The sequence below is a fragment of the Micromonospora sp. NPDC049366 genome (assembly GCF_044466625.1).
Lineage (GTDB): Bacteria > Actinomycetota > Actinomycetes > Mycobacteriales > Micromonosporaceae > Micromonospora.
The window spans coordinates 124540-144427 of record NZ_JBITMV010000007.1 but is presented as its reverse complement, the minus strand read 5'-3'; the positions used below and the strand labels follow the sequence as shown (position 1 = coordinate 144427).

Below are 19888 nucleotides of genomic sequence, written 5' to 3'. Positions count from 1 at the left end.
GTGACCGCCAACGCCGTCCCCGCTTCATCCCCCTCGCGTAAACCGTTCGCGTGGAGCAGTCCGCTGACCTACGCGCTGGCGCTCGCCGTCGCCGCCATCTCGATCGCGCCGGTGGTCTACGTGATCGTCGGCGGCTTCCGCACCACCCCGGAGATCATCGCGGACCCGGCCGGGCTGCCCGACCCGTGGGTCTGGGACAACTACGCCCGCGTGCTGACCCAGAGCGACTTCTGGCACCAGGCGTTCAACAGCGCGGTCATCGCCATCGGTACGACGGTCGCGGTCGTGGTGCTCGGCGTCTGCGCCGCGTTCGTGCTCGCCCGGTACGCCTTCCGCGGCCGCGAGGCGCTCTACACCTTCTTCACGCTCGGCCTGCTCTTCCCCTCCGGGGCGGCGATCCTGCCGCTCTACCTCATGCTGCGCGACCTCGACCTGATCAACTCCTACTACGCGGTGATCCTCCCGCAGGTCGCCTTCTCGCTACCGCTCACGATCGTGATCCTGCGGCCGTTCCTGGCCGCCGTCCCCCGAGAGTTGGAGGACGCCGCGGCGATCGACGGCGCCGGCCGGCTCGGCTTCCTCTGGCGCATCATGCTGCCGCTGTCCCGGCCCGCGCTGGTCACCGTCGGGGTGCTCGCGTTCGTGGCGAGCTGGAACGCGTTCCTCCTGCCGCTGCTCGTGCTCGGCGACGCCGACCTGCACACCCTGCCGCTGGGCGTGCAGAACTTCTCCAGCCAGTACACCTCCGACACCGCCGGGATCCTCGCGTTCACGTCGTTGGCGATGTTGCCGGCGTTGCTCTTCTTCACCTTCGCCGAGAAGCAGATCGTCGGTGGCCTGCAGGGTGCGGTGAAGGGCTGAGCAGCACCGGCACGCGCAGAGAGGCGAAACACCGCATGACCGTCTACCTGTTCGCCCGGTCGGCCCCCCTGTGGGGGCCGACGGGCGGAGGAAAGTGACCGACACCGTGACCGTGGACACCGAACCGAGCACCGCCATCTGGAACGACCCCTCCTACGACCTGCCGACCCGCGTCGACGCCCTGGTCGCCGCGATGACCCTCTCGGAGAAGATCGCCCAGCTCTACGGGGTCTGGGTGGGCGCCTCCGCCGACGGCGGCGAGGTCGCGCCGTACCAGCACGAGATGGAGGACCCGGTCGACCTGGAGGCCCTCCTCGGCATCGGCCTCGGCCAGCTGACCCGGCCGTTCGGCACCGCGCCGGTGGATCCGGCGCTCGGCGCGCTCTCGCTGCTGCGCAGCCAGCAGCGGATCGTCGCCGCCAACCGCTTCGGCATTCCGGCCCTGGCCCACGAGGAGTGCCTGGCGGGCTTCGCCACCTGGGGCGCCACCGCGTACCCGGTGCCGCTGTCCTGGGGGGCGACCTTCGACCCGGAGCTGGTCCGGCGGATGGCCGACGCGATCGGGGAGGACCTGCGCCGCCTCGGTGTGCACCAGGGGCTCGCGCCGGTGCTCGACGTGGTCCGCGACGCCCGCTGGGGGCGCGTCGAGGAGACCGTCGGCGAGGACCCCTACCTGGTCGGCACGATCACCACCGCCTACATCCAGGGGCTGGAGAACGCCGGGGTGGTCGCCACCCTCAAGCACTTCGCCGGCTACTCCGCCTCCCGGTCCGGCCGCAACCACGCGCCGGTGAGCATGGGCCCCCGGGAGCGGGCGGACGTGATCCTGCCGCCGTTCGAGATGGCGGTGATGGAGAGCGGCGTCCGGTCGGTGATGCACGCCTACACCGACACCGACGGGATCCCCTCGGCGGCCGACGGGGAGCTGCTCACCGGTCTGCTCCGGGAGACCTGGGGATTCACCGGCACGGTGGTCGCCGACTACTTCGGCATCGCCTTCCTGCACGCGCTGCACGGCGTGGCCGGCGACTGGGCCGAGGCGGCCGCCACCGCCCTCGCCGCCGGGGTGGACGTCGAGCTGCCCACGGTGAAGACCTTCGGGGAGCCGCTGCGCGCGGCGATCGCCGCCGGTCAGGTGCCCGAGGCGCTGGTCGACCGGGCGGTGCGCCGGGTGCTGCTGCAGAAGGCGGAGCTCGGGCTCCTCGACGTCGACTGGGACCCGGTGCCGCCGGCCCTGCGCGGGGTGGACCTCACCGACCCGGAGGCCCTGCGCGGCACCATCGACCTGGACACCCCCGGCAACCGGGCGCTGGCCCGCCAGGTCGCCGAGCAGGCGGTCGTCCTGCTGCGCAACGACGGCACCCTGCCGCTCGCCCGGCCCGCCCGCATCGCACTGGTCGGGCCGCAGGCCGAGAACGGCACCGCCACGCTGGGCTGCTACTCCTTCCCGCTGCACGTCGGCCCCCGCCACCCCGAGGTGCCGCTCGGGATCGAGCTGCCCACCCTGGCGCAGGCGCTGCGCGCCGAGTTCCCGGACAGCGAGATCGTCGTCGAGCTGGGCGCCACCGTCGACGGCACGGAGACCACCGGGTTCACGGCGGCCGTCGAGGCGGCCCGGGGCGCGGACGTCGTGGTCGTCGCCCTCGGCGACCGGGCCGGGCTGTTCGGCCGTGGCACCAGCGGCGAGGGCTGCGACGTCGAGTCGCTCGTCCTGCCCGGGGTGCAGCAGCAGCTGCTCGACGCGCTGCTCGACACGGGCACGCCGGTCGTGGTGACGCTCGTCGCCGGTCGCCCGTACGCGCTGGGCCGCGCGGTCGACGAGGCCGCCGCCATCGTGCAGTCCTTCTTCCCCGGGGAGGAGGGCACGCCGGCGATCGCCGGGGTGCTCAGCGGTCGGCTGGAGCCGCAGGGGCGGCTGCCGGTCAGCGTCCCGCGCACCCCGGGCGGCCAGCCGACGACCTACCTCGCCGCGCGGCTCGGGCACGTCAACGACGTGTCCAACCTCGACCCGACCCCGGCGTACGGCTTCGGGCACGGGTTGAGCTACACCCGGTTCGACTGGTCGGAGCTGACGGCCGAACGGGCGGTGGCGGAAACCGACGGCGAGCTGCGCCTCGGCTTCACCCTGCGCAACACCGGCGACCGGTGGGGCTGCGAGGTGGTGCAGCTCTACGCGCACGACCCGGTGGCCTCGGTGGTGCAGCCGGTCCAGCGGCTCATCGGCTACCTGCGGGTGCCGTTGGACGCCGGCGCGGCCTGCCGGATCGACGTGGACGTGCCCGCCGACCTGTTCTCGTTCACCGGACGGGACGGGCGGCGTGTGGTCGAGCCGGGCGAGGTGGAGCTGCGGCTCTCCGCGTCCAGCGCCGAGGTCCGCCTCGCCGCGACGGCGACGCTGCAGGGGCCGGCGCGGCACGTCGACCACACCCGGCGGCTGCACCCGCGGTTCACCGTCACCCCGTCGCAGGGCTGACCGCCCGTGTTCACGGACCTGCCGGAGGAGCAGCTGCGCGCCCACCGCAGCGCGGTGCGCGAGCCCGACGACTTCGACGGCTTCTGGCGGGACACGCTGGCGCAGGCGCGCGCGGCCGGCTCGGCCGTGCGCGCCGAGCCGGTGGCGGCCGGGCTGGCCGCCGTCGACGTCCTGGACGTGACGTTCTCCGGCTTCGACGGCCAGCCCGTCCGGGGGTGGCTGCGCCAGCCCCGCGACGCGTCGACGCCGCTGCCCACCGTCGTGCAGTACGCCGGCTACGGCGGTGGGCGCGGGCACCCGTTGGAGAACCTGCTCTGGGCGGCGGCCGGGTTCGCGCACCTGCAGATGGACACCCGCGGTCAGGGTGCCGGCTGGAGTCGTGGCGACACCCCGGACCCGGCCACCGCCGGCCCGGAGGCGCCCGGGGTGATGACCCGGGGTATCGCCGACCCGCGCACCTACTACTACCGGCGGCTGATCACCGACGCGGTCCGGGCGGTGGACGCCGTCCGGACCCTGCCGATGGTCGACCCCGACCGGGTGGCGGTGCTCGGGCAGAGCCAGGGCGGCGGACTGGCGCTCGCCGCCGGGGCGCTCGCCACCGGCGTACGGGCCGTCGTCGCCCACGTGCCCTTCCTCTGCGACATCCCGCGGGGCGTGGTGGTCACCGACGCCCGCCCCTACCGGGAGGTCCGCGACTACCTGGCGGTCCACCGGGACGCCGAGGAGCGGGTCCTGGCCACCCTGGCGTACGTCGACGGGGTGAACTTCGCCCGCCGCTGCCACCTGCCGGCGCGCTACTCGGTGGCGTTGATGGACGAGATCGTGCCGCCGTCGACCGTCTACGCCGCCGTCAACGCGCACGCGGGGCCGACCGAGCTGTCGGTGTGGCGCTACAACGGCCACGAGGCGGGCGGCATCGACGACGACGCGGCGGCGCTGCGGTTCCTCCGGGAACACCTGGCGCTCGACTCGGACCCGGGGGCCCGTCCGGCCTGATAGACAGGACGGGTGCGCAGGTCAGGCCGGTCGGGCGAGCCACGGCGGCCGGGCGTGGCGCCGGCCCGCCGGGGCCCGTCGCCGGTCCGGGCCGTGGTCGCGCTGCTCGCGCTGGCCACGGTGCTCGCCGCCTGCTCCCGGCCGGAGCCCCGCCCGGCGCCGACCCCCGCCGGCCCGACCTCGTCCGGCCCGGCTCCGTCGACCGCCGCCCCGTCGACCTCCGCCCCGGCGCGGCCGGCGCTGCCCGGCTTCGTGGTGCTCGGCGACGTGGACCCCCGCATCCTCACCGACATCCGGTACGCCACCCCGCACAACTTCGTCGGCCGGCCGATCACCGGATACCGCGAGCCGCTCTGTCTGCTCACCCGGCGCGCCGCCGAGGCGCTGCGCCGCGTCGAGGACGCCGCGCTCGCCGGTGGGCACACCCTGAAGGTGTACGACTGCTACCGGCCGGTGCCGGCGGTGAACGACTTCGTCGACTGGGCCAAGCGCCCCGGCGAGCAGCAGACGAAGGCCGAGTTCTACCCCCACCTGGCCAAGTCGCGGCTCTTCGCGGACGGCTACATCGGCGCGCCCACCGCGCACAGCCGCGGCAGCACCCTGGACCTGACCTTGGTGGCGGTGCCCGCCGCGACGCAGCCGCCGTACGTGCCCGGCCAGCCGTTGGTGGCGTGCACGGCGCCGCGCGCCGACCGGTTCCCGGACAACAGCGTCGACATGGGCACCGGCTTCGACTGCTTCGACAGCCTCGCGCACACCGCCGACCCCCGGGTGACCGGAACCGCCCGGGACAACCGGCAGCTGCTGAAACGGTTGATGACCGACGCCGGGTTCGTCAACTACGACCGGGAGTGGTGGCACTACTCCTACCGGAACGAGCCCTACCCGGACACCTTCTTCGACGCCCCGGTCGCGCGGTCGTCGGTGGGGTGAGAGGCCCACCGACCGGTACGGCATGATCAGGCGTGCGGTCGGGTGCGGGAGCCTTGACGTACGCCCACGGGGAGGGACGACAGTGACCACCGAACGGATCGATCCGCCGCTGATCGGCGGCGAGCGGGAGATGCTGCGGGCCTTCCTGGACTACCACCGGTCGACGCTCGCGCTGAAGTGCGACGGGCTCTCCGACGACGAGCTGCGCCAGCAGTCCTCGCCGCCGTCGACGCTGTCGCTGCTCGGCCTCGTACGCCACATGGCGGAGGTGGAGCGGCAGTGGTTCCGGCGGGTCATCGACGGGCAGGACCTCCCGCTGGTGTGGTCGGCCGAGGGTGACTTCCAGGAGGCGTACGACGCGAGCGCGTCGACCCGCGCGGAGGCGTTCGCGGCGTGGCGGCGGGAGGTCGAGCACTCCCGCCGGATCGAGCGGGAAGCCGAGTCGCTGGACGTCGTCGCGCACAACGCCCGGTGGGGCACGGACGTGTCGCTGCGGCTGGTGATGCTGCACCTCATCCACGAGTACGCCCGCCACAACGGGCACGCCGACTTCCTCCGCGAGGCGATCGACGGCACCGTCGGCGCCTGAGCCGGGGTTCGTCCGCCGCGACCTGCCCGCAGCGCCGACGGGGCGGGTGCGCCCGCCACGCCGACCGTCACGTCGTCGGATCGGCGGCGGCGTACCGCTGCGCCAGCCGGCCCAGCAGGTCACGCAGCTCCGGCGGGTCGAGCACCTCGAAGGGCACGTCGAGGGTGCCGAGGAAGGCGGCCAGGTTGGTCAGGGACTCGCCGCCGGTGTGCAGCAGGCAGGTCTGCTCGTCGACCGCCTCCACCAGCCCGGCCGTCGCCGGCAGGCGCCGCGCCACGGTGGTCGCCGGGGCGTGCACGCGTACGCGTGCGGGGCGTGGCCAGGCCGCCGAGCCGACATTGCGCAGCACGTGCGTGACGGCGTCGCCGCCGGGCGGCTCCCGGGGCGGGAAGCGCGGGCCGGTCGGCACGCGGGGCCGGATCCGATCGGCCCGGAACGTGCGCCAGTCCGCCCGCTCGGTGTCCCAGCCGAGCAGGTACCAGCGGCGTCCGGTGTAGACCAGCCGGTTCGGCTCCACGGTGCGGACGCTGTCCGCGCCGTCGTGCCCTACGTGGTCGAAGCGCAGCCGCTCGCGGCGGTGGATGGCGGACGCGACCGTGGTCAGGATGGCCGCGTCCACGGTCGGCCCTCCGGTGGCGGCGGAGACGGTGGCGGCCCGCAACGCGTCCACCCGGTGCCGCAGCCGGGCAACCCGCACTACCTGGAGGTGCTCGACGCCCGCGGCTGACCGGCGGTGGGCCGGCGCACGCCGTCGGCCCACCGCACCGAGGCGGCGGTGAATATCCATTGCGGCCGTCGACCGGGCCGCATACCGTTCTCCGCGCAAGGTCAACGGACCGGATCCAGGGAGCACACCGTGTCGCAGCGCACCATCACCCGAACCACGCGGCCCATGCCGTGTGGGGGTGCCCTGTTGCTCGGCGGTCAACCAGCCCCGGGCCAGCGCCGGTCTACTGAGGACCGGTATCGGGGGAGGCGGCGGCGCGACTGACGCGCCAGCGCGTACGCGCGGCCGCCCACCCCGCCGGGGTCCGGGCGGCTTTTTCGTCCCCGGGCCCCGGCACCGGGCGGCACGGTCCGGTCCACCCGACGGCGTCTGCGGCGTCGTCGACGCATCGCGGTTGTAGCGCAGCCTGGCAGCGCGTCACCCCGCCACGGTGAAGGTCGCCGGTTCGAATCCGGCCAGCCGCTCCGACACGTTCAGGTACGACACGAGGAGACCAGCATGGGCTTCACCGAACTGGCCGGCACCCGGGCGCCGGTGCGGGTCTGGACCGACCCGTACGCCATCGAGCAGCAGGCGGCCCGGCAGCTGCGCAACATCGGGGCGCTGCCCTGGGTGGAGGGCGTCGCCGTGATGCCGGACGTCCACTTCGGCAAGGGCGCGACCGTCGGATCGGTCATCGCGATGCGGCAGGCCGTGTCGCCGGCCGCGGTCGGCGTCGACATCGGCTGCGGCATGTCGGCGGTCCGGACCTCGCTCACCGCCGCCGACCTGCCCGACGACCTCGGCGGGCTGCGTTCCGCGATCGAGGCGGCGATCCCGGTCGGCTTCGCGCAGCGCGAGCGGGCCATCGACCCGCGTCGGGTGCGTGGCCTGGAGCAGCGCGGCTGGGACGACTTCTGGCGTCGGTTCGCCGACCTCGACCGGGGGGTGGCGCAGCTGGAGGTACGGGCCCAGCGGCAGCTGGGCACCCTCGGCGGCGGCAACCACTTCGTCGAGGTCTGCCTGGAGCAGGGCGGCGCCGACGAGGGCCGGGTGTGGCTGATGCTGCACTCCGGTTCCCGCAACATCGGCAAGGAGTTGGCGGAGCGGCACATGGCGGTGGCCCGGCGGCTGCCGCACAACGCCGACCTGCCCGACCGGGACCTCGCGGTGTTCCTCGCCGGCACGCCGGAGATGGACGCGTACCGCCGGGACCTGTGGTGGGCGCAGGAGTACGCGCGGCGCAACCGGGCGGTGATGGTCGCGGTGCTCTGCGACGTGGTCCGCGAACGGTTCCCGCACGTCGGCTACGACGAGCCGATCTCGTGCCACCACAACTACGTGGCCGAGGAGAGCTACGGCGGGGTGGACGTGCTGGTGACGCGCAAGGGCGCGATCCGGGCCGGTCGGGGGGACCTGGGCATCATCCCCGGGTCGATGGGCACCGGGTCGTACATCGTGCGCGGCAAGGGCAACCCGGACGCCTACTGCTCGGCGTCGCACGGGGCGGGGCGGCGGATGTCCCGGGCGCAGGCGAAGCGCACCTACAGCACGGAGGACCTGGCGGCGCAGACGGCGGGGGTGGAGTGCCGCAAGGACGCCGGGGTGGTCGACGAGATCCCCGGCGCGTACAAGGACATCACCGAGGTGATGGCGCAGCAGGAGGACCTGGTCGAGGTGGTCGCGCACCTCAAGCAGGTGGTCTGCGTGAAGGGGTGAGGCCGGTGGCCGTGGGGCCTTCCGGGTTGGGGCAGCGGTGGACCAGGTCGGTCGAGGACCGGCCTGGTCAGGCCGCCACGTGCATGGCGGCCAGATAGGCGAGAGCCTCGGCGCTGCGGCTGCCCGGCTCCGGCGTGCCGACGAGCAGGTGCTGACCGGGCGCGTCGCGAACGTCGAAGCTCTGGTAGGTCAGCTCGACCCGACCGACCTCGGGGTGGACGAAGACCTTGAACAGCCGGTTCAGCCCGCTGACGGTCTGGTCGTCCCACAGAGGCGTGCGAGCCTTCGTCGACGGGGCGCACGAGCGGCACGGGCGAATCGACGTCCTGATCAACAACGCCGGCGTGATGCCCCTCTCGACGCTCGACGCCGGGCGGGTCGACGAATGGGACCACATGATCGACGTGAACCTGCGGGGCACCCTGCACGGCATCGCGGCCGCCCTCCCGCTGATGCGGGCCCGGGGCGCGGGCCACATCGTCAACGTCGGCTCGACGGCCGCCTACCGGGTCGACCCGACCGCAGCGGTCTACTGCGCGACGAAATTCGCCGTCCGCGCGCTGTCGGAAGGTCTGCGGCAAGAGAATCCGGACATCCGGGTCACCGTCGTCAGCCCCGGCTACACCCGCTCGGAACTCCTCGACCGTGGCGGCGACCCGGAGGTGCGGGCCGCCGTCCGGGCCGCCTCCGACAGCCTGGCGATCCCGGCCGCCGCAGTGGTCGACGCGATCGGCTACGCGGTCGCCCAGCCCGACAACGTCGACGTCAACGAGCTGGTCGTCCACCCCACCGCCCTGAGCTGACGACGTCCATCAGAGGGAAGCACGACAATGGTTGAAGCGCTCGAAGTGACCACGTTCCGGCTCGTCGCCGGCCTCAGCTAGGCCGACTTCCTCGCGGCCAACACGGACATCGACGACTATCTCCGGCGCCAGCCCGGTTTCCGCTGGCGTCGCATCGCGCAGGACGACGACGGCACGATCATCGACGTCGTGGCATGGGAATCCGCAGCCGACGGCCGGCACCGCCCCCGGGATCGCGGTGACCGTCGGGAGCTGGAGAAGCGATCAGGCAGCGCGCCGCCAGAACTGGCGGGGCGCGTACCCGTCGCGGCGCAGCCAGTGCTCGGTGTAGACGATCCGGTCCGCCTCCACCACCACCAGCGGGTCGGCCGGCGGCTCGTCCAGCGACCGGGACCGCTCCACGTAGTCGGACTGCCAGCGGACGGCGGGCCAGTAGTGCTCCCGTTCGGGGTCGCCGGGGAGCAGCACCCGGGCCCGGCCGAACACCTGGGCGCCGCGGCTGCTCGCCTGGCCGACCAGCGGCGCGAAGACGCCGAGCGACACCCGGGGGTCGACGGCGATGTTGCGCATCTTCGGTGACGTCGCCGCCGCGGTGAACATCAGCGCGAAGTCGAGGTGGAAGTAGCGCACCGGCGTGGCCAGCGGCCCGTCCGGGCCGGACGTCGCCAGGACGCACATGTTCTGCGACGACAGCAGGTTGAGGATGCGCTCTTCCAGACGGTGCCGGTCGAGCCGGGTGGTCGGCGCCGGGCCGGCCAGCCAGGGGTTGGTCACGGGCATGATCAACCTTAAGCCATGCGGGTCGGAGCCCGGCGATGGCACTCAGCCCATGTGCACCGCGCCGCCGGTGGGTACGTCCTCCCGGCGCACCCGGATCAACACGAGGGTGGCCAGGCCGGCCAGCAGGATCAGGCCGGCGCCCCAGACGAAGGCCGTGGAGTAGCCGTGGATCAACGCGTTGACCTGGTTCTGCGGCGACGGCACCCGGGACACCAGGTAGTCCGCCACCGCGCTGGTGTACATGGTGTTCAGCAGTGCGGTGCCCAGCGAGCCGCCGACCTGCTGGGTGGCGTTGAGGGTGGCGCTGGCCGCGCCCGCGTCGTGCTCGGGCACCCCGTACAGGGCGAGGCTGGACAGCGGCACGAAGGTGAAGCCGAGCCCCAGGCCGAGGATGAACTGGGCGGGCAGCAGGAGGGCGACGAACGAGGTGTCCACGCCCACCCGGGTGAGCGCGATCATGCCGGCGACCGCCAGCACCGCGCCGGAGAGCATCAGCGGCTTCGCCCCGATCCGGGGCAGCAGCTGGCTCGCGCCGCCCGCGGCGATCAGCACGCCGGCGGTCACCGGCAGCGAAGCCAACCCCGCCTCCAGCGGCGTGTACCGCAGCACCACCTGGAAGTAGATGGTCAGGAAGAGGAACGCGCCGAAGAGGCCGGCGCCGATCAGCGTCGAGGTGAGATAGGCCCCGCCCCGGTTGCGGTCCAGCAGGATCCGCATCGGCAGCAGCGGATGCCGGGAACGCAGCTCGATCACCACGAACACGGCCAGCAGGACCAGGCCGATCGCGATGAAGGCGAGCGTGCTGCCGGCGCTCCAGCCGTTCTCGGCCGCCCGGGTGAAGCCGTACACCAGCAGGACCAGGCCAGCGGTGACGGCGACCGCGCCGGGCACGTCGTACCGGGTGTTCCCGTGCGCCCGGCTCTCCGGCACCAGCGGGAGCGCGGCGGCGACCGCCACCGCGGCGATCAGGATGTTCACCAGCAGGCACCAGCGCCAGGAGGCGTACTCGGTGAGCACGCCACCGAGGAGCAGGCCGACGGCCGAGCCGCCGCCGGCGATCGCGCCGTACACGGCGAACGCCTTGGCCCGTTCCCGGGTCTCGGTGAACAGCACGGTGAGCAGGGCCAGTGCCGCCGGGGCGAGCAGCGCGCCGAACGCGCCCTGCAACGCGCGGGCGGCGAAGAGCATCGCGCCGTCGTTGGCGAGGCCGCCGACGGCGGAGGCCAACGCGAACCCGACCATGCCGACCAGGAACGCCCGCTTCCGCCCCCAGTAGTCGGCGATCCGCCCGCCGAGCAGCAGCAGCCCGCCGAACGTGAGCGTGTACGCGGTGACCACCCACTGCCGGTTGGCGTCGCTGATCCCCAGGTCGGTCTGGGCGTGCGGCAGGGCGATGTTCACGATCGTGGCGTCGAGCACCACCATCAGCTGGGCGATCGCGATGACCGCGAGGGCCACCCAGCGCCGCGGGTGTGCCGCGGCGACCGCCTCGCCGCCGGGGGCGCCGGACGCGCCGGGGCTGGCCGAGGTTGTTCCGGGCATGGTGAGGCCTCCCGTGCGGGCTCGATGGCGGGCGGTGCGCGGGATCTGCGAAACGATGTCGCGTTCGACGCTAGTTGGCGGCGTTCACCCCGCGCAGCGGCTTGCGAGAACGACGCCGCGGCTCCCCGGTGCGTCACCCGTACGGGGTCGTCGGCCTCAGCCCCGGCCGGGAAGCAGGGTCACCGGCACCCGGACCGGGTTGATCCGGGAGCCGTCGCGCGCGGACACCTCGTACACCTCCAGAGCGCCACGCTGCTCGGCCGCGACCCGCCACCCGAGGGCGGTCCGGTAGTCGCCCCGGCAGCCGCTGCCGCAGCTCGCGGTGGTGAAGGTCGTCGCGATCTCCCGGCCACCGGCGTCGAGGAGCCGGACGCTGACCGTCGCCTCGAACACGTCGGCGGTGCCGGTCACGGTCAACGGACTGGTGATCCGCTGCCCGATGACGGGGCTGGTCACCACGACGGGTGGCAGGAGGTCGGCGTAGTCGGCGCGGTCGACCGGCCCGTCCGCGCCCGGCGAATCGAACCGCACCTGCCGTACGGTCGGGAACTGCGTGAGGGTCCAGACAACCTGCGCCTCCCGCAGGCGTCGGGTCGCCGCGGGCGCGGCCGCCAGCCGGACGGTCGCGACGCCGCCGGCCACCCCGACGGGCTCGGTGTCGCCGGGGATCAGGGTGGTCAGGCCCGCGGTCGACTCGACGGCGGTGGGGCCGGCGGCGAGTTCGGTGAGGGCGAGCCGCGAGGTGGCCGGGGTGCCGGGGCGGGTGCGTCGGGTCGGCGCCAACCGCCCGTCCCGCACGAACCAGAGTTCGAGGGTGACGGTGACGGTCGGCGCGCCGGTGGGGGGCGAGGTGGTCGGCGCGGGGCCGGGAGCCGACGTGGCCGGGCCGGGGCCGGCCGAGGTCACGCCGGTGACGGGGGCGGTCGGGGTGGGGGCCGCCGAGGGTGGGGCCGCGGTCGGCGCCGGCCCCAGCGAGCCGGAGCGGGGCGGGGCACACGCGGCGGCCGTCAACGCGGCGGCCAGCAGGACGGCGGCCAGTCGTCGTCTCATCGCGCCTCCCCGGGAAGGGTCGCCGGCACCCCGCCCGACGCTTCCCCGTCGGGTGTCGGCGGGCGGGCGGCGGGCAGGGTGATCCGGAAGCGGGTGCCGAGGCCGGGCTCGCTGCGGACGGTGAGCCGGCCGCCGATCAGCCGGGCGTTCTCCCGGGCGATCGCCAGGCCGAGGCCGCTGCCCCGACCCGAGCGGGCCGGGTCGACCTTGTAGAACCGGTCGAAGAGCCGCGACAGGTGCTCGGCGGGTATGCCCGGCCCGTGGTCGACCACGTCGACGGCCACGTCCGGTCCGGCCCGCTCGACGGTGGCCCGGATCTCGCCGCCGCCGTGCTCGACCGCGTTGCCGACCAGGTTGGCCAGCACCCGCTCCAGCCGCCGAGGGTCGGTGCGCAGCGCGACGCCGACGCCGTCCACGGCGACCCGGTCGCGCCAGCCGCGCGCCGCGACCAGGGCGTGCAGCAGGGCGAGCGGATCGACCGTGCGCACCCCCAGGGGCTCCTGCCCCGCGTCCAGGCGCGAGATCTCCATCAGGTCCTCGACCAGCCGGCGCAGCCGGACCACGTCGGCGACCAGCAGCTCGGCCGCGCGTCGCGCGTCGCCGGGGAGCTGGTCGGTGTGGTCGCGCAGCAGCGACGCCGCGGCCACCAGGGCGGTCACCGGCGTACGCAGTTCGTGGGCGACGTCCGCGGTGAACCGCCGCTCCCGGGCCTGCGCCTGCGACAGTGCCTCGATCTTCGCCTCCAGGGCCTCGGCCATCTCGTTGAACGAGGCGGCCCAGTCGCTGAACTCGTCGCGCCCGCGTACCGGCAGGCGGGTCGCGAGCAGGCCCTCCGCGACGGCCCGCGCGGCGCGGCTGGCCCGGCCGACGGGTTCGAGGGTGCGCCGGGCCAGGGTGTGCCCGATCCCGGCCGCGACGAGCACCACGAGCGCCCAGCCGGCCAGCAGCGCGGTGCGCAGCTGGTCGAGGTCGGCGAGCAGATCCTCCTCGACGGTCACCACGTACAGCTCGGTGTCGGCGGCGGGGATCCGACCGCCGACCACCAGCAGGCGGGGTCGGGCCGCCGGGGCGGTGCGCTCGTACGCCAGCTGACCGGAGGCGACGCTGGCCCGCAGCGCCGGACCCAGCGGCGGCGCGAAGGCCACGTTGGACGCCGACACGCCGTCCCCGTCGGCCAGCAGGACGTGCCGGCCGCTGGCCTCGAAGCTGCGCAGCAGCTCGGCGCGCCGCTGGTCGGTCAACGGCCGGAACTGTCCCGCGAGGACGAGCTGGTAGCGGGCGTCGGCGGCGGCCTGCTGCACCGAGGCGTCCAGCCGGGCCTGCCGCAGCAGCGCGTACGACCCGCCGGCGAGCACCCCGGCGGAGACCGCGGCGACGAGGACGAACGCGACGGTCAGCCGCCGACGGAGCCGGCCCGGGGGTACGCGGTCCGCGCCCACGGTGTCACGCTCACGACGTCGTCAGCTTGTAGCCGGCGCCGCGGACGGTGCGGACCAGCCGTGGGTGGGCGGGGTCGTCCTCGATCTTCGCGCGGAGCCGCTGCACGGCCACGTCGACCAGTCGGGAGTCGCCGAGGTAGGTGTGGCTCCACACCCGGTCGAGCAGGAGCTCGCGGGTGAAGACCTGGCCGGGGTGGCGGGCGAGCTCCAGCAGCAGGCGGAACTCCGTGGCGGTCAGCGGCAGCTCCGTCCCGCCCCGGCGGACGACGAAGCTGCCCGGGTCGATCTCCAGGTCGCCGACGGTGAGCACGGTCCGTACGGTCGGCGCGGTGGCCCGGCGCAGCACGGCCCGCACCCGCGCGACCAGCTCCGGCAGGTCGAACGGCTTGCGCAGGTAGTCGTCCGCGCCGCACTCCAGGCCGACGACGACGTCGATGGTGTCGGTGCGGGCGGTGAGCATGAGGATCGGCACCTGGCTGCTGCGGCGGACCTCCCGGCAGACCTCCAGGCCGTCGAGCCCGGGCAGCATGACGTCGAGCACGATCAGGTCCACCGGCCGCGCGCGCCAGACCGCGAGCGCCTCCCGGCCGTCGACGGCGGTGCTGACCCGGAACCCGGCCCGCCGCAGACCGAGGGCGGTGACCTCCCTGATGGAGGCATCGTCCTCGACCACCAGCACGCGGCCGTCCATGACACGACCAGCGTAACGGTGGGCGAGCGTGGACAGTCCTGGCGCAACGGACGACACCGAGGGCCCGGCCGGCGCCGGGCCCTCGGCCACGCGGGGCCTCACTCCTGCCACTGGTGGGCCACGTCCACCACGATCCGGCTGTGCGTGCCGGGGCCGGCGAGCACGAACACCCGGAACGGCAGCCGGGCCCGCACCCCGAGGGCGAAGGTCGAGTAGCCCTCGAAGCTGCCGCCGAAGACCACGTCCCGCAGGGTCTGGTACCGCAGCACGGTGGCGGCGTGCTCACCGACTCGGTACGGCACGGTCGCCGCGTGCGCCTCGTCGTACGCCGGGGCCCGCAGGGAGACCCGCAGCAGCGCGCCGCCCGCCGTGTACGGCGACAGCGGCAGCCCCTCACCCTCGGTCCACGTCTCGCCGTAGCCGACGGAGTAACCGCTGACCGGCCCGTCGAACTCGAACACCACCCGGTCGTGGCACTCGTGCCGGCCCGTGCGTACCTCGATCAGCGGGGCGCTGCTCAGCGTGCCGGCCGTCTTCTCGCCGCTGCCCCAGGTGATCCCGCAGTACGGCGAACCGGTGGTCACCGCGCGAGCCGCGCCGGCCGTGCCGATGGTGGCCGCGGTGCCGCTGCCCGCCCCGGCCACCAGTCCGGCCGCCAGGACGGCCAGTGCCGTCAGTGCGCTCCTGATCCTCATCATCGTCTCCCCTGAATCCGTTCCGGTGTCCGGCCGCGTCGCCGGTGAGGTGGGATCCACGGTGGAGACTGCGCACGGCAGCAGCTTCGCCGTGCCGTAACGCCTGGGTAACAGCATCGACGGCGCGCCCGCCTCCCGGGGCGTCCTCGTCTCCAGGTCGGTGCGGTACGGTGCCTCACATCTCGAACCTGCAGAGGTGACCCATGCCTGCCGTGGCCGCGCTCGCACTGACCCTCGCGTTGGCTCCAGCGCCGTCCCCGTCGCCGTCCCCGTCGGCACCGCCCGGGCCGGTGACCGGTCTACTCGGTGGCCTCGGCGAAGTCGTCGACGGCCTGCTCGGCCTGGGCGGCGGTTCGTCGACCACCAGCCCCAGCGTCGAGCCGACCACGCCCGGACCGGGACCCTCGGCCACGTCGATCCCCGAAACCGGCGTGCCCGCGACGGGCGCGCCGGTCGCCCCGGGTGGCGTGGCGCCGGGCGCGCCCACGGGCGCAGCGACGGCGGGAACGCCGGGAGCGCGGGGTGGCGTCCCGGCCCGCGTCGGGTCCTGGAGCGACACCGACGACCCGGCGGTCGGGGTGCCCGTGCCCCCGGCGCCCGACGGGCGGGCCCCCGCGCCGACCGGCCCGGACGGGCTCGCCGCGCCCACGGCCGTCAACGACGACGCGCTGTTCCGGATCACCATGATCGGGCTCGGCGTCGCCGTGCTGGCGGTCCAGATCATGCTGCTCGTCCGCCGACGCCGGGGGCGGCCCGCGCCGGCGGTCGCCGCGGCTCCCGTGGCCGGAGGGCCGGTGGCCCCCACCGCGTTGGACGTCACCGGCGACAACGTGACCCGGCTGCCCACCAACCTGAACGCGATCTACGAGCTGGGCCGTCTCGACGAGCGGCTCGCCCAGGAGCGCGAACGCGGATCCTGAGCCCCGCCCCGACCCGACCCGGCCTCGACGGGACCCGGCCCGTCCCCAGCCAGGCGCGAGTCCCGTCCCCCATGCCTGGTCCCAGCCTGGTCCTGGTCCGAGCCTGGTCCTGGCCTCAGCCCGAGCCCTGGCCCAGCCCAGCCTTGGCCTAGCCCAGCCCGCCCTGGCCTAACCCAACCCTGGCCTAACTCAGCCCAGCCCTGGCCTGGCCCCGGCGCCGGCGCCGGCCGACCGGGCCCGGGTCCCTTGCCCCACGACTCGTCGGAGGCCTCTACTCTGCGTGACGACCTGAGGTGGCACTCCCGCCGATGAGCCCGATGACCGAGAGGCATAAATATGCCTCTCAGTCATCGCGCTCATTCGCGAGACCGCCCCTAGCCGAGACACGCCCACAACGCCCTCCGGGAACCGCCCACGGTGATCAGAGGTTTGCGTCCACCCGGAGCCGGATCCTGACGCAAATCTCCTGATCAACGCGCGTCGAGGCGGGGCGCGCGGCGGGGCGCGAGGCGGGGCGCGCGGCGGTGGTGCGGGCGTGAGCGGGCGGGGGTTCGCGGGGGCGGGCGGTGGTTGGAAACGTTTTCGTAACGAGCCCTTGACCTCTTCGTCAATCACGGCGCAGACTCCCGGAAACGTTTACAACCGATCGGGCGGAGGTGCTGGTGTGGGCCGTAAACGTTTACAGGAACCGGCGGACGGGCGACCCACCGTCCACACCGTCGCGGCTCGCGCCGGCGTGTCGATCGCGTCCGCCTCGCGCGTGCTCAACGGCGTCGGCGGCAGCCCGGAGACCATCCGCAAGGTGCGCGCCGCGGCCGCCGAGGTCGGGTACGTGCCGAACGCGATCGCCCGCTCGCTGCAGTCCCAGCGCACCGGCCTGATCGCGCTCGCCGTCGAGGACATCGGCAACCCGGTCTACGTGGCGATGATGCGGGCCATCGAGTCGGTGGTCGCGTCGTCCGGCCGTCAACTGCTCGTGCACGCCACCGGCGGACGTATCGACAACGAGACGGCGCTGCTGCGCCGGCTGGCGAACCGTTACGTCGACGGCATGATCGTGTCGCCGATCCGGGTCACCGACGATCACCTCGCCGCGCTGGTGGACAGCCCGGTGCCGGTGGTGGTGGTCGGCCAGCTCGGCGCGGACGCGCCGGTGGACAACGTCCGTACCGACTCCCGCCACGGTGTGGCGCTCGCCGTCGACCACCTCGTCGCCGGTGGCCGGCGCCGGATCGGCTTCGTCAACGGTCCGCTCGACACCGTGCCGGGCACCGCCCGTGACGCCGGTTTCCGCGCGGCGCTGGCCGGGCACGGCATCGCCCTCGAGGCGCATCTGGTCGAGGTCGGCGACTTCCAGTACGCGGCCGGCCGGGCCGCCACCGAACGACTGCTCGCCCGCACCGAACCGGACGCCCTGGTCTGTGCCAACGACCTGATCGCGGTCGGCGCGCTGCACGCCCTGCTGGCCGCCGGCCGCCGGGTGCCCGAGGACGTCGCCCTGGTCGGCATGGACGACACCGACCTCGCGCGAATGATGTTCCCCCAGCTCTCCAGCGTCTCGCTCGGCTCGGCCGAGCGTGGTCGCCGGGCCGCCGAGCTGCTCCTGGAGCGCATCGCGGACCCGACCCTGCCGCCGCGCCGCGAGCAGGTCCCACCACACCTCGTCGTCCGCGCCTCCAGCCGGGCGACCCCGCCGGCGCCCCGGACCGCCACGGACCCGGAGAGCGCGAGCACCGCCGGCAGCACCGGCCCGGAGAGCGTGAGCACCGCCGGCAGCACCGGCCCGGAAGGCGCGCGCACCGCCGACCTGGGTGCCGAAGCGGCGCCCTCCCACCCGTCCAGCGAAGGGGCGACGCCATGACCACGCTGGCCGAGCGGCCGGACGTCGAGCGGGCCGGGAAGTCCCGCCGCCCGACGCGGTCCCGCTCCGACCGCACCGCCATCTACCTGTTGCTGCTGCCCTCGCTGCTGCCGATCCTGGTGCTGTCGGTCTTCCCGCTGCTGCGCGGCATCTACCTGGGCTTCACCGACGCGCGCGCCGGCCGCAACGTCGACGTCTCGTTCACCGGTCTGGAGAACTACCGCGAGCTGCTCCACGACGAGCTGTTCTGGAACTCCTTCAAGATCGGTCTGCTCTGGGCGTTCGGCGTGACCGTGCTCCAGTTCGTGCTGGCCCTCGGGCTCGCGCTGCTGCTCAACCAGCAGCTGCGGTTCCGCGGCGTGGCGCGGGTGCTGGCCGTGGTGCCGTGGGCGATGCCGCCGGTCGTGGTCGGCATCCTCTGGAAGCTCGTCTACCACCCGGACGCGGGCCTGCTCAACGAGTTCTTCCACCGGATCGGCGCGGACGGCCTGCGGACGAACTGGCTGGGCGACTTCAGCACCGCGCTGCCCGCCGTGATCATCGTCGGCGTGTGGGCCGGCATGCCGCAGACCACCGTGGTGCTGCTGGCCGGCCTCCAGGGCGTGGCCCGCGAGTTGCACGAGGCGGCGGCCGTGGACGGCGCCAGCACCTGGCACCGGTTCCGGCACGTGACCCTGCCCGCCCTGGCGCCCGTGATCGTGGCGATCACGTCCCTCGACTTCATCTGGAACTTCAACTCGTTCGGCCTGGTCTACGTGCTGACCGCCGGTGGACCGGGCGGCAAGACCATGCTGCCGATGCTCTTCGCGTACGAGGAGGCGTTCCGCTACGGCAACTACGGCTACGCCGCCGCACTCGGCAACGTCATGGTCGTGATCATCGTCGCGCTGCTCGCCGTCTATCTCCGCCGCCGGTTGAGGGAGGCCAACTGATGGTCGGTGCGAGGAGTGAGCTGGCGAGCCCCGCAGTCCCGAACGGAGGGCAGTGATGTTCGGAAAGCCGAGCCGCACCGGGCGGACGTTGCAGTACGTCGCGCTCGCCGGCTACCTGGTCTTCCTCGGGTTCCCGCTGGTCTGGCTCGTCTCCACGGCGTTCAAACCGCCGCGCGAGCTGGTGCGGCTGCACCCGACGCTGATCCCCGACAACCCGACCGTGCAGAACTTCGTGCAGGCGTTCACCGAGCAGGAGCTGGGCCGGGCGGCGTGGAACAGCCTCCAGGTCTCGCTCGCCTCGGCGGTGCTGACCGTCCTGGTCGCCATGCCCGCGTCGTACGCCCTGGCGCGGTTCCGCTCGAAGCTCGGCACCGCCGCGCTCGGCTGGGTGCTGCTGTCCCAGCTGTTCCCGTTCGTGCTCCTGATCATCCCGATCTTCCTGGTGCTGCGGCAGGTCGGCCTGGCCAACACGCACGCCGGGCTGGTGCTGATCTACGTGGTCTGGGCGCTGCCGTTCGCGCTCTGGATGCTCCAGGGTTTCGTCCGCAACATCCCGCGGGAGCTGGAGGAGGCGGCCTCGGTCGACGGCGCGACCCGCGTGCAGGTGCTGCGTCGGGTGGTGTTCCCACTGCTCGCCCCCGGCCTGGTCGCGACCGCGCTGTTCTCCTTCATCTCGGCGTGGAACGAGTTCTTCTTCGCCCTGGTGCTGATCAAGACGCCGGAGCTGGCGACCCTCCCGGTCGCGCTGGCCCGGTTCGTCGGCATCGAGGGCACCGCCCGCCTCGGGCCGCTGGCCGCCGGTTCACTGCTGGCCACGCTGCCCAGCCTGATCTTCTTCGCGTTCATGCAACGCCGGCTCTCGTCCGGGTCGCTCGCCGGCGCGGTCAAGGGCTGA

General features: G+C 74.0%; 19 protein-coding genes and 1 tRNA gene. 12 read left to right on the top strand and 8 right to left on the bottom strand.

Annotated elements, in window-relative coordinates; all coding sequences use genetic code 11:
* From ACIBTV_RS12655 to ACIBTV_RS12635, 5 genes are all read left to right on the top strand, one after another.
* Positions 1 to 861 (top strand): carbohydrate ABC transporter permease, encoded by an 861-nt coding sequence (locus ACIBTV_RS12655; protein WP_396704222.1) that lies wholly within the window; start codon positions 1 to 3, stop codon positions 859 to 861.
* Between the two features lie 94 nt (positions 862 to 955).
* On the top strand, positions 956 to 3334 hold the full coding sequence (locus ACIBTV_RS12650) for a glycoside hydrolase family 3 N-terminal domain-containing protein (protein ID WP_396704220.1): 2379 nt from the start codon (positions 956 to 958) through the stop codon (positions 3332 to 3334).
* 6 nt (positions 3335 to 3340) lie between these two features.
* Positions 3341 to 4333, top strand: a complete 993-nt coding sequence (locus ACIBTV_RS12645) for an acetylxylan esterase (RefSeq protein WP_396704218.1) — start codon at positions 3341 to 3343, stop codon at positions 4331 to 4333.
* Positions 4334 to 4345: 12 nt separating this feature from the next.
* Positions 4346 to 5266: a M15 family metallopeptidase gene (locus tag ACIBTV_RS12640; protein WP_396704216.1), complete on the top strand. Its 921-nt coding sequence runs from the start codon at positions 4346 to 4348 to the stop codon at positions 5264 to 5266.
* Positions 5267 to 5348: 82 nt separating this feature from the next.
* On the top strand, positions 5349 to 5855 hold the full coding sequence (locus ACIBTV_RS12635) for a DinB family protein (RefSeq protein ID WP_396704214.1): 507 nt from the start codon (positions 5349 to 5351) through the stop codon (positions 5853 to 5855).
* 67 nt (positions 5856 to 5922) lie between these two features.
* On the opposite strand, the gene ACIBTV_RS12630 is transcribed toward ACIBTV_RS12635, so the two are convergent.
* On the bottom strand, positions 5923 to 6552 hold the full coding sequence (locus ACIBTV_RS12630; RefSeq protein ID WP_396704212.1) for a helix-turn-helix transcriptional regulator: 630 nt from the start codon (positions 6550 to 6552) through the stop codon (positions 5923 to 5925).
* A gap of 420 nt (positions 6553 to 6972) precedes the next feature.
* Here ACIBTV_RS12630 and ACIBTV_RS12625 point away from each other — a divergent pair.
* Together ACIBTV_RS12625 and ACIBTV_RS12620 are read left to right on the top strand one after the other, a co-directional pair.
* A tRNA-Gly gene (locus ACIBTV_RS12625) sits at positions 6973 to 7046 on the top strand.
* A 34-nt stretch (positions 7047 to 7080) separates the two neighbouring features.
* Positions 7081 to 8280, top strand: coding sequence for an RtcB family protein (locus ACIBTV_RS12620; RefSeq protein WP_396704211.1), 1200 nt, complete (start codon positions 7081 to 7083; stop codon positions 8278 to 8280).
* A 67-nt stretch (positions 8281 to 8347) separates the two neighbouring features.
* Here ACIBTV_RS12620 and ACIBTV_RS12615 read toward each other — a convergent pair whose 3' ends face one another.
* Positions 8348 to 8617, bottom strand: a complete 270-nt coding sequence (locus ACIBTV_RS12615) for a hypothetical protein (RefSeq protein WP_396704209.1) — start codon at positions 8615 to 8617, stop codon at positions 8348 to 8350.
* On the opposite strand from ACIBTV_RS12615, the gene ACIBTV_RS12610 reads away from it, so the two are divergent.
* The gene (locus ACIBTV_RS12610; protein WP_396704207.1) at positions 8556 to 9083 is read left to right on the top strand and encodes an SDR family oxidoreductase; all 528 of its coding nucleotides are present in this window, start codon (positions 8556 to 8558) and stop codon (positions 9081 to 9083) included. The genes ACIBTV_RS12615 and ACIBTV_RS12610 overlap by 62 nt on opposite strands.
* Before the next feature lie 264 nt (positions 9084 to 9347).
* Here ACIBTV_RS12610 and ACIBTV_RS12605 read toward each other — a convergent pair whose 3' ends face one another.
* The 6 genes from ACIBTV_RS12605 to ACIBTV_RS12580 all read right to left on the bottom strand — a co-directional run bounded on the left by ACIBTV_RS12605 (position 9348) and on the right by ACIBTV_RS12580 (position 15280).
* Positions 9348 to 9863: a pyridoxamine 5'-phosphate oxidase family protein gene (locus ACIBTV_RS12605; protein ID WP_396704205.1), complete on the bottom strand. Its 516-nt coding sequence runs from the start codon at positions 9861 to 9863 to the stop codon at positions 9348 to 9350.
* A gap of 42 nt (positions 9864 to 9905) precedes the next feature.
* Positions 9906 to 11405, bottom strand: a complete 1500-nt coding sequence (locus ACIBTV_RS12600; protein WP_396704203.1) for an MFS transporter — start codon at positions 11403 to 11405, stop codon at positions 9906 to 9908.
* Between the two features lie 156 nt (positions 11406 to 11561).
* Positions 11562 to 12455, bottom strand: a complete 894-nt coding sequence (locus ACIBTV_RS12595; RefSeq protein WP_396704201.1) for a Gmad2 immunoglobulin-like domain-containing protein — start codon at positions 12453 to 12455, stop codon at positions 11562 to 11564.
* The gene (locus tag ACIBTV_RS12590; RefSeq protein ID WP_396704199.1) at positions 12452 to 13894 is read right to left on the bottom strand and encodes an ATP-binding protein; all 1443 of its coding nucleotides are present in this window, start codon (positions 13892 to 13894) and stop codon (positions 12452 to 12454) included. The genes ACIBTV_RS12595 and ACIBTV_RS12590 overlap by 4 nt, the downstream gene beginning before the upstream one ends.
* 10 nt (positions 13895 to 13904) lie before the next feature.
* Complete coding sequence (locus tag ACIBTV_RS12585; protein ID WP_396704198.1) at positions 13905 to 14585, bottom strand: response regulator; 681 nt, start codon at positions 14583 to 14585, stop codon at positions 13905 to 13907.
* Positions 14586 to 14683: 98 nt separating this feature from the next.
* Positions 14684 to 15280 (bottom strand): hypothetical protein, encoded by a 597-nt coding sequence (locus ACIBTV_RS12580; protein WP_396704196.1) that lies wholly within the window; start codon positions 15278 to 15280, stop codon positions 14684 to 14686.
* A 203-nt stretch (positions 15281 to 15483) separates the two neighbouring features.
* Here ACIBTV_RS12580 and ACIBTV_RS12575 point away from each other — a divergent pair, with 203 nt between their 5' ends.
* The 4 genes from ACIBTV_RS12575 to ACIBTV_RS12560 all read left to right on the top strand — a co-directional run bounded on the left by ACIBTV_RS12575 (position 15484) and on the right by ACIBTV_RS12560 (position 19888).
* Complete coding sequence (locus ACIBTV_RS12575; RefSeq protein WP_396704194.1) at positions 15484 to 16200, top strand: hypothetical protein; 717 nt, start codon at positions 15484 to 15486, stop codon at positions 16198 to 16200.
* A gap of 664 nt (positions 16201 to 16864) precedes the next feature.
* Entirely contained in the window at positions 16865 to 18061 is a 1197-nt protein-coding gene (locus tag ACIBTV_RS12570; protein ID WP_396704192.1) for a LacI family DNA-binding transcriptional regulator, read from the top strand.
* A complete protein-coding gene (locus ACIBTV_RS12565; RefSeq protein WP_396704190.1) occupies positions 18058 to 18993 on the top strand; it encodes a carbohydrate ABC transporter permease in 936 nt (311 codons plus the stop codon). The genes ACIBTV_RS12570 and ACIBTV_RS12565 overlap by 4 nt, the downstream gene beginning before the upstream one ends.
* A 55-nt stretch (positions 18994 to 19048) precedes the next feature.
* Positions 19049 to 19888 (top strand): carbohydrate ABC transporter permease, encoded by an 840-nt coding sequence (locus tag ACIBTV_RS12560; protein WP_396704188.1) that lies wholly within the window; start codon positions 19049 to 19051, stop codon positions 19886 to 19888.

Excerpts from the sequence above, each read along its gene's own strand:
- ACIBTV_RS12565 (WP_396704190.1), top strand. The coding sequence starts at position 18,058 with ATGACCACGCTGGCCGAGCGGCCGGACGTCGAGCGGGCCGGGAAGTCC.
- ACIBTV_RS12600 (WP_396704203.1), bottom strand. The coding sequence starts at position 11,405 with ATGCCCGGAACAACCTCGGCCAGCCCCGGCGCGTCCGGCGCCCCCGGC.
- ACIBTV_RS12595 (WP_396704201.1), bottom strand. The coding sequence starts at position 12,455 with ATGAGACGACGACTGGCCGCCGTCCTGCTGGCCGCCGCGTTGACGGCC.
- ACIBTV_RS12605 (WP_396704205.1), bottom strand. The coding sequence starts at position 9,863 with ATGCCCGTGACCAACCCCTGGCTGGCCGGCCCGGCGCCGACCACCCGG.
- ACIBTV_RS12580 (WP_396704196.1), bottom strand. The coding sequence starts at position 15,280 with ATGAGGATCAGGAGCGCACTGACGGCACTGGCCGTCCTGGCGGCCGGA.
- ACIBTV_RS12575 (WP_396704194.1), top strand. The coding sequence starts at position 15,484 with ATGCCTGCCGTGGCCGCGCTCGCACTGACCCTCGCGTTGGCTCCAGCG.
- ACIBTV_RS12560 (WP_396704188.1), top strand. The coding sequence starts at position 19,049 with ATGTTCGGAAAGCCGAGCCGCACCGGGCGGACGTTGCAGTACGTCGCG.
- ACIBTV_RS12620 (WP_396704211.1), top strand. The coding sequence starts at position 7,081 with ATGGGCTTCACCGAACTGGCCGGCACCCGGGCGCCGGTGCGGGTCTGG.
- ACIBTV_RS12585 (WP_396704198.1), bottom strand. The coding sequence starts at position 14,585 with ATGGACGGCCGCGTGCTGGTGGTCGAGGACGATGCCTCCATCAGGGAG.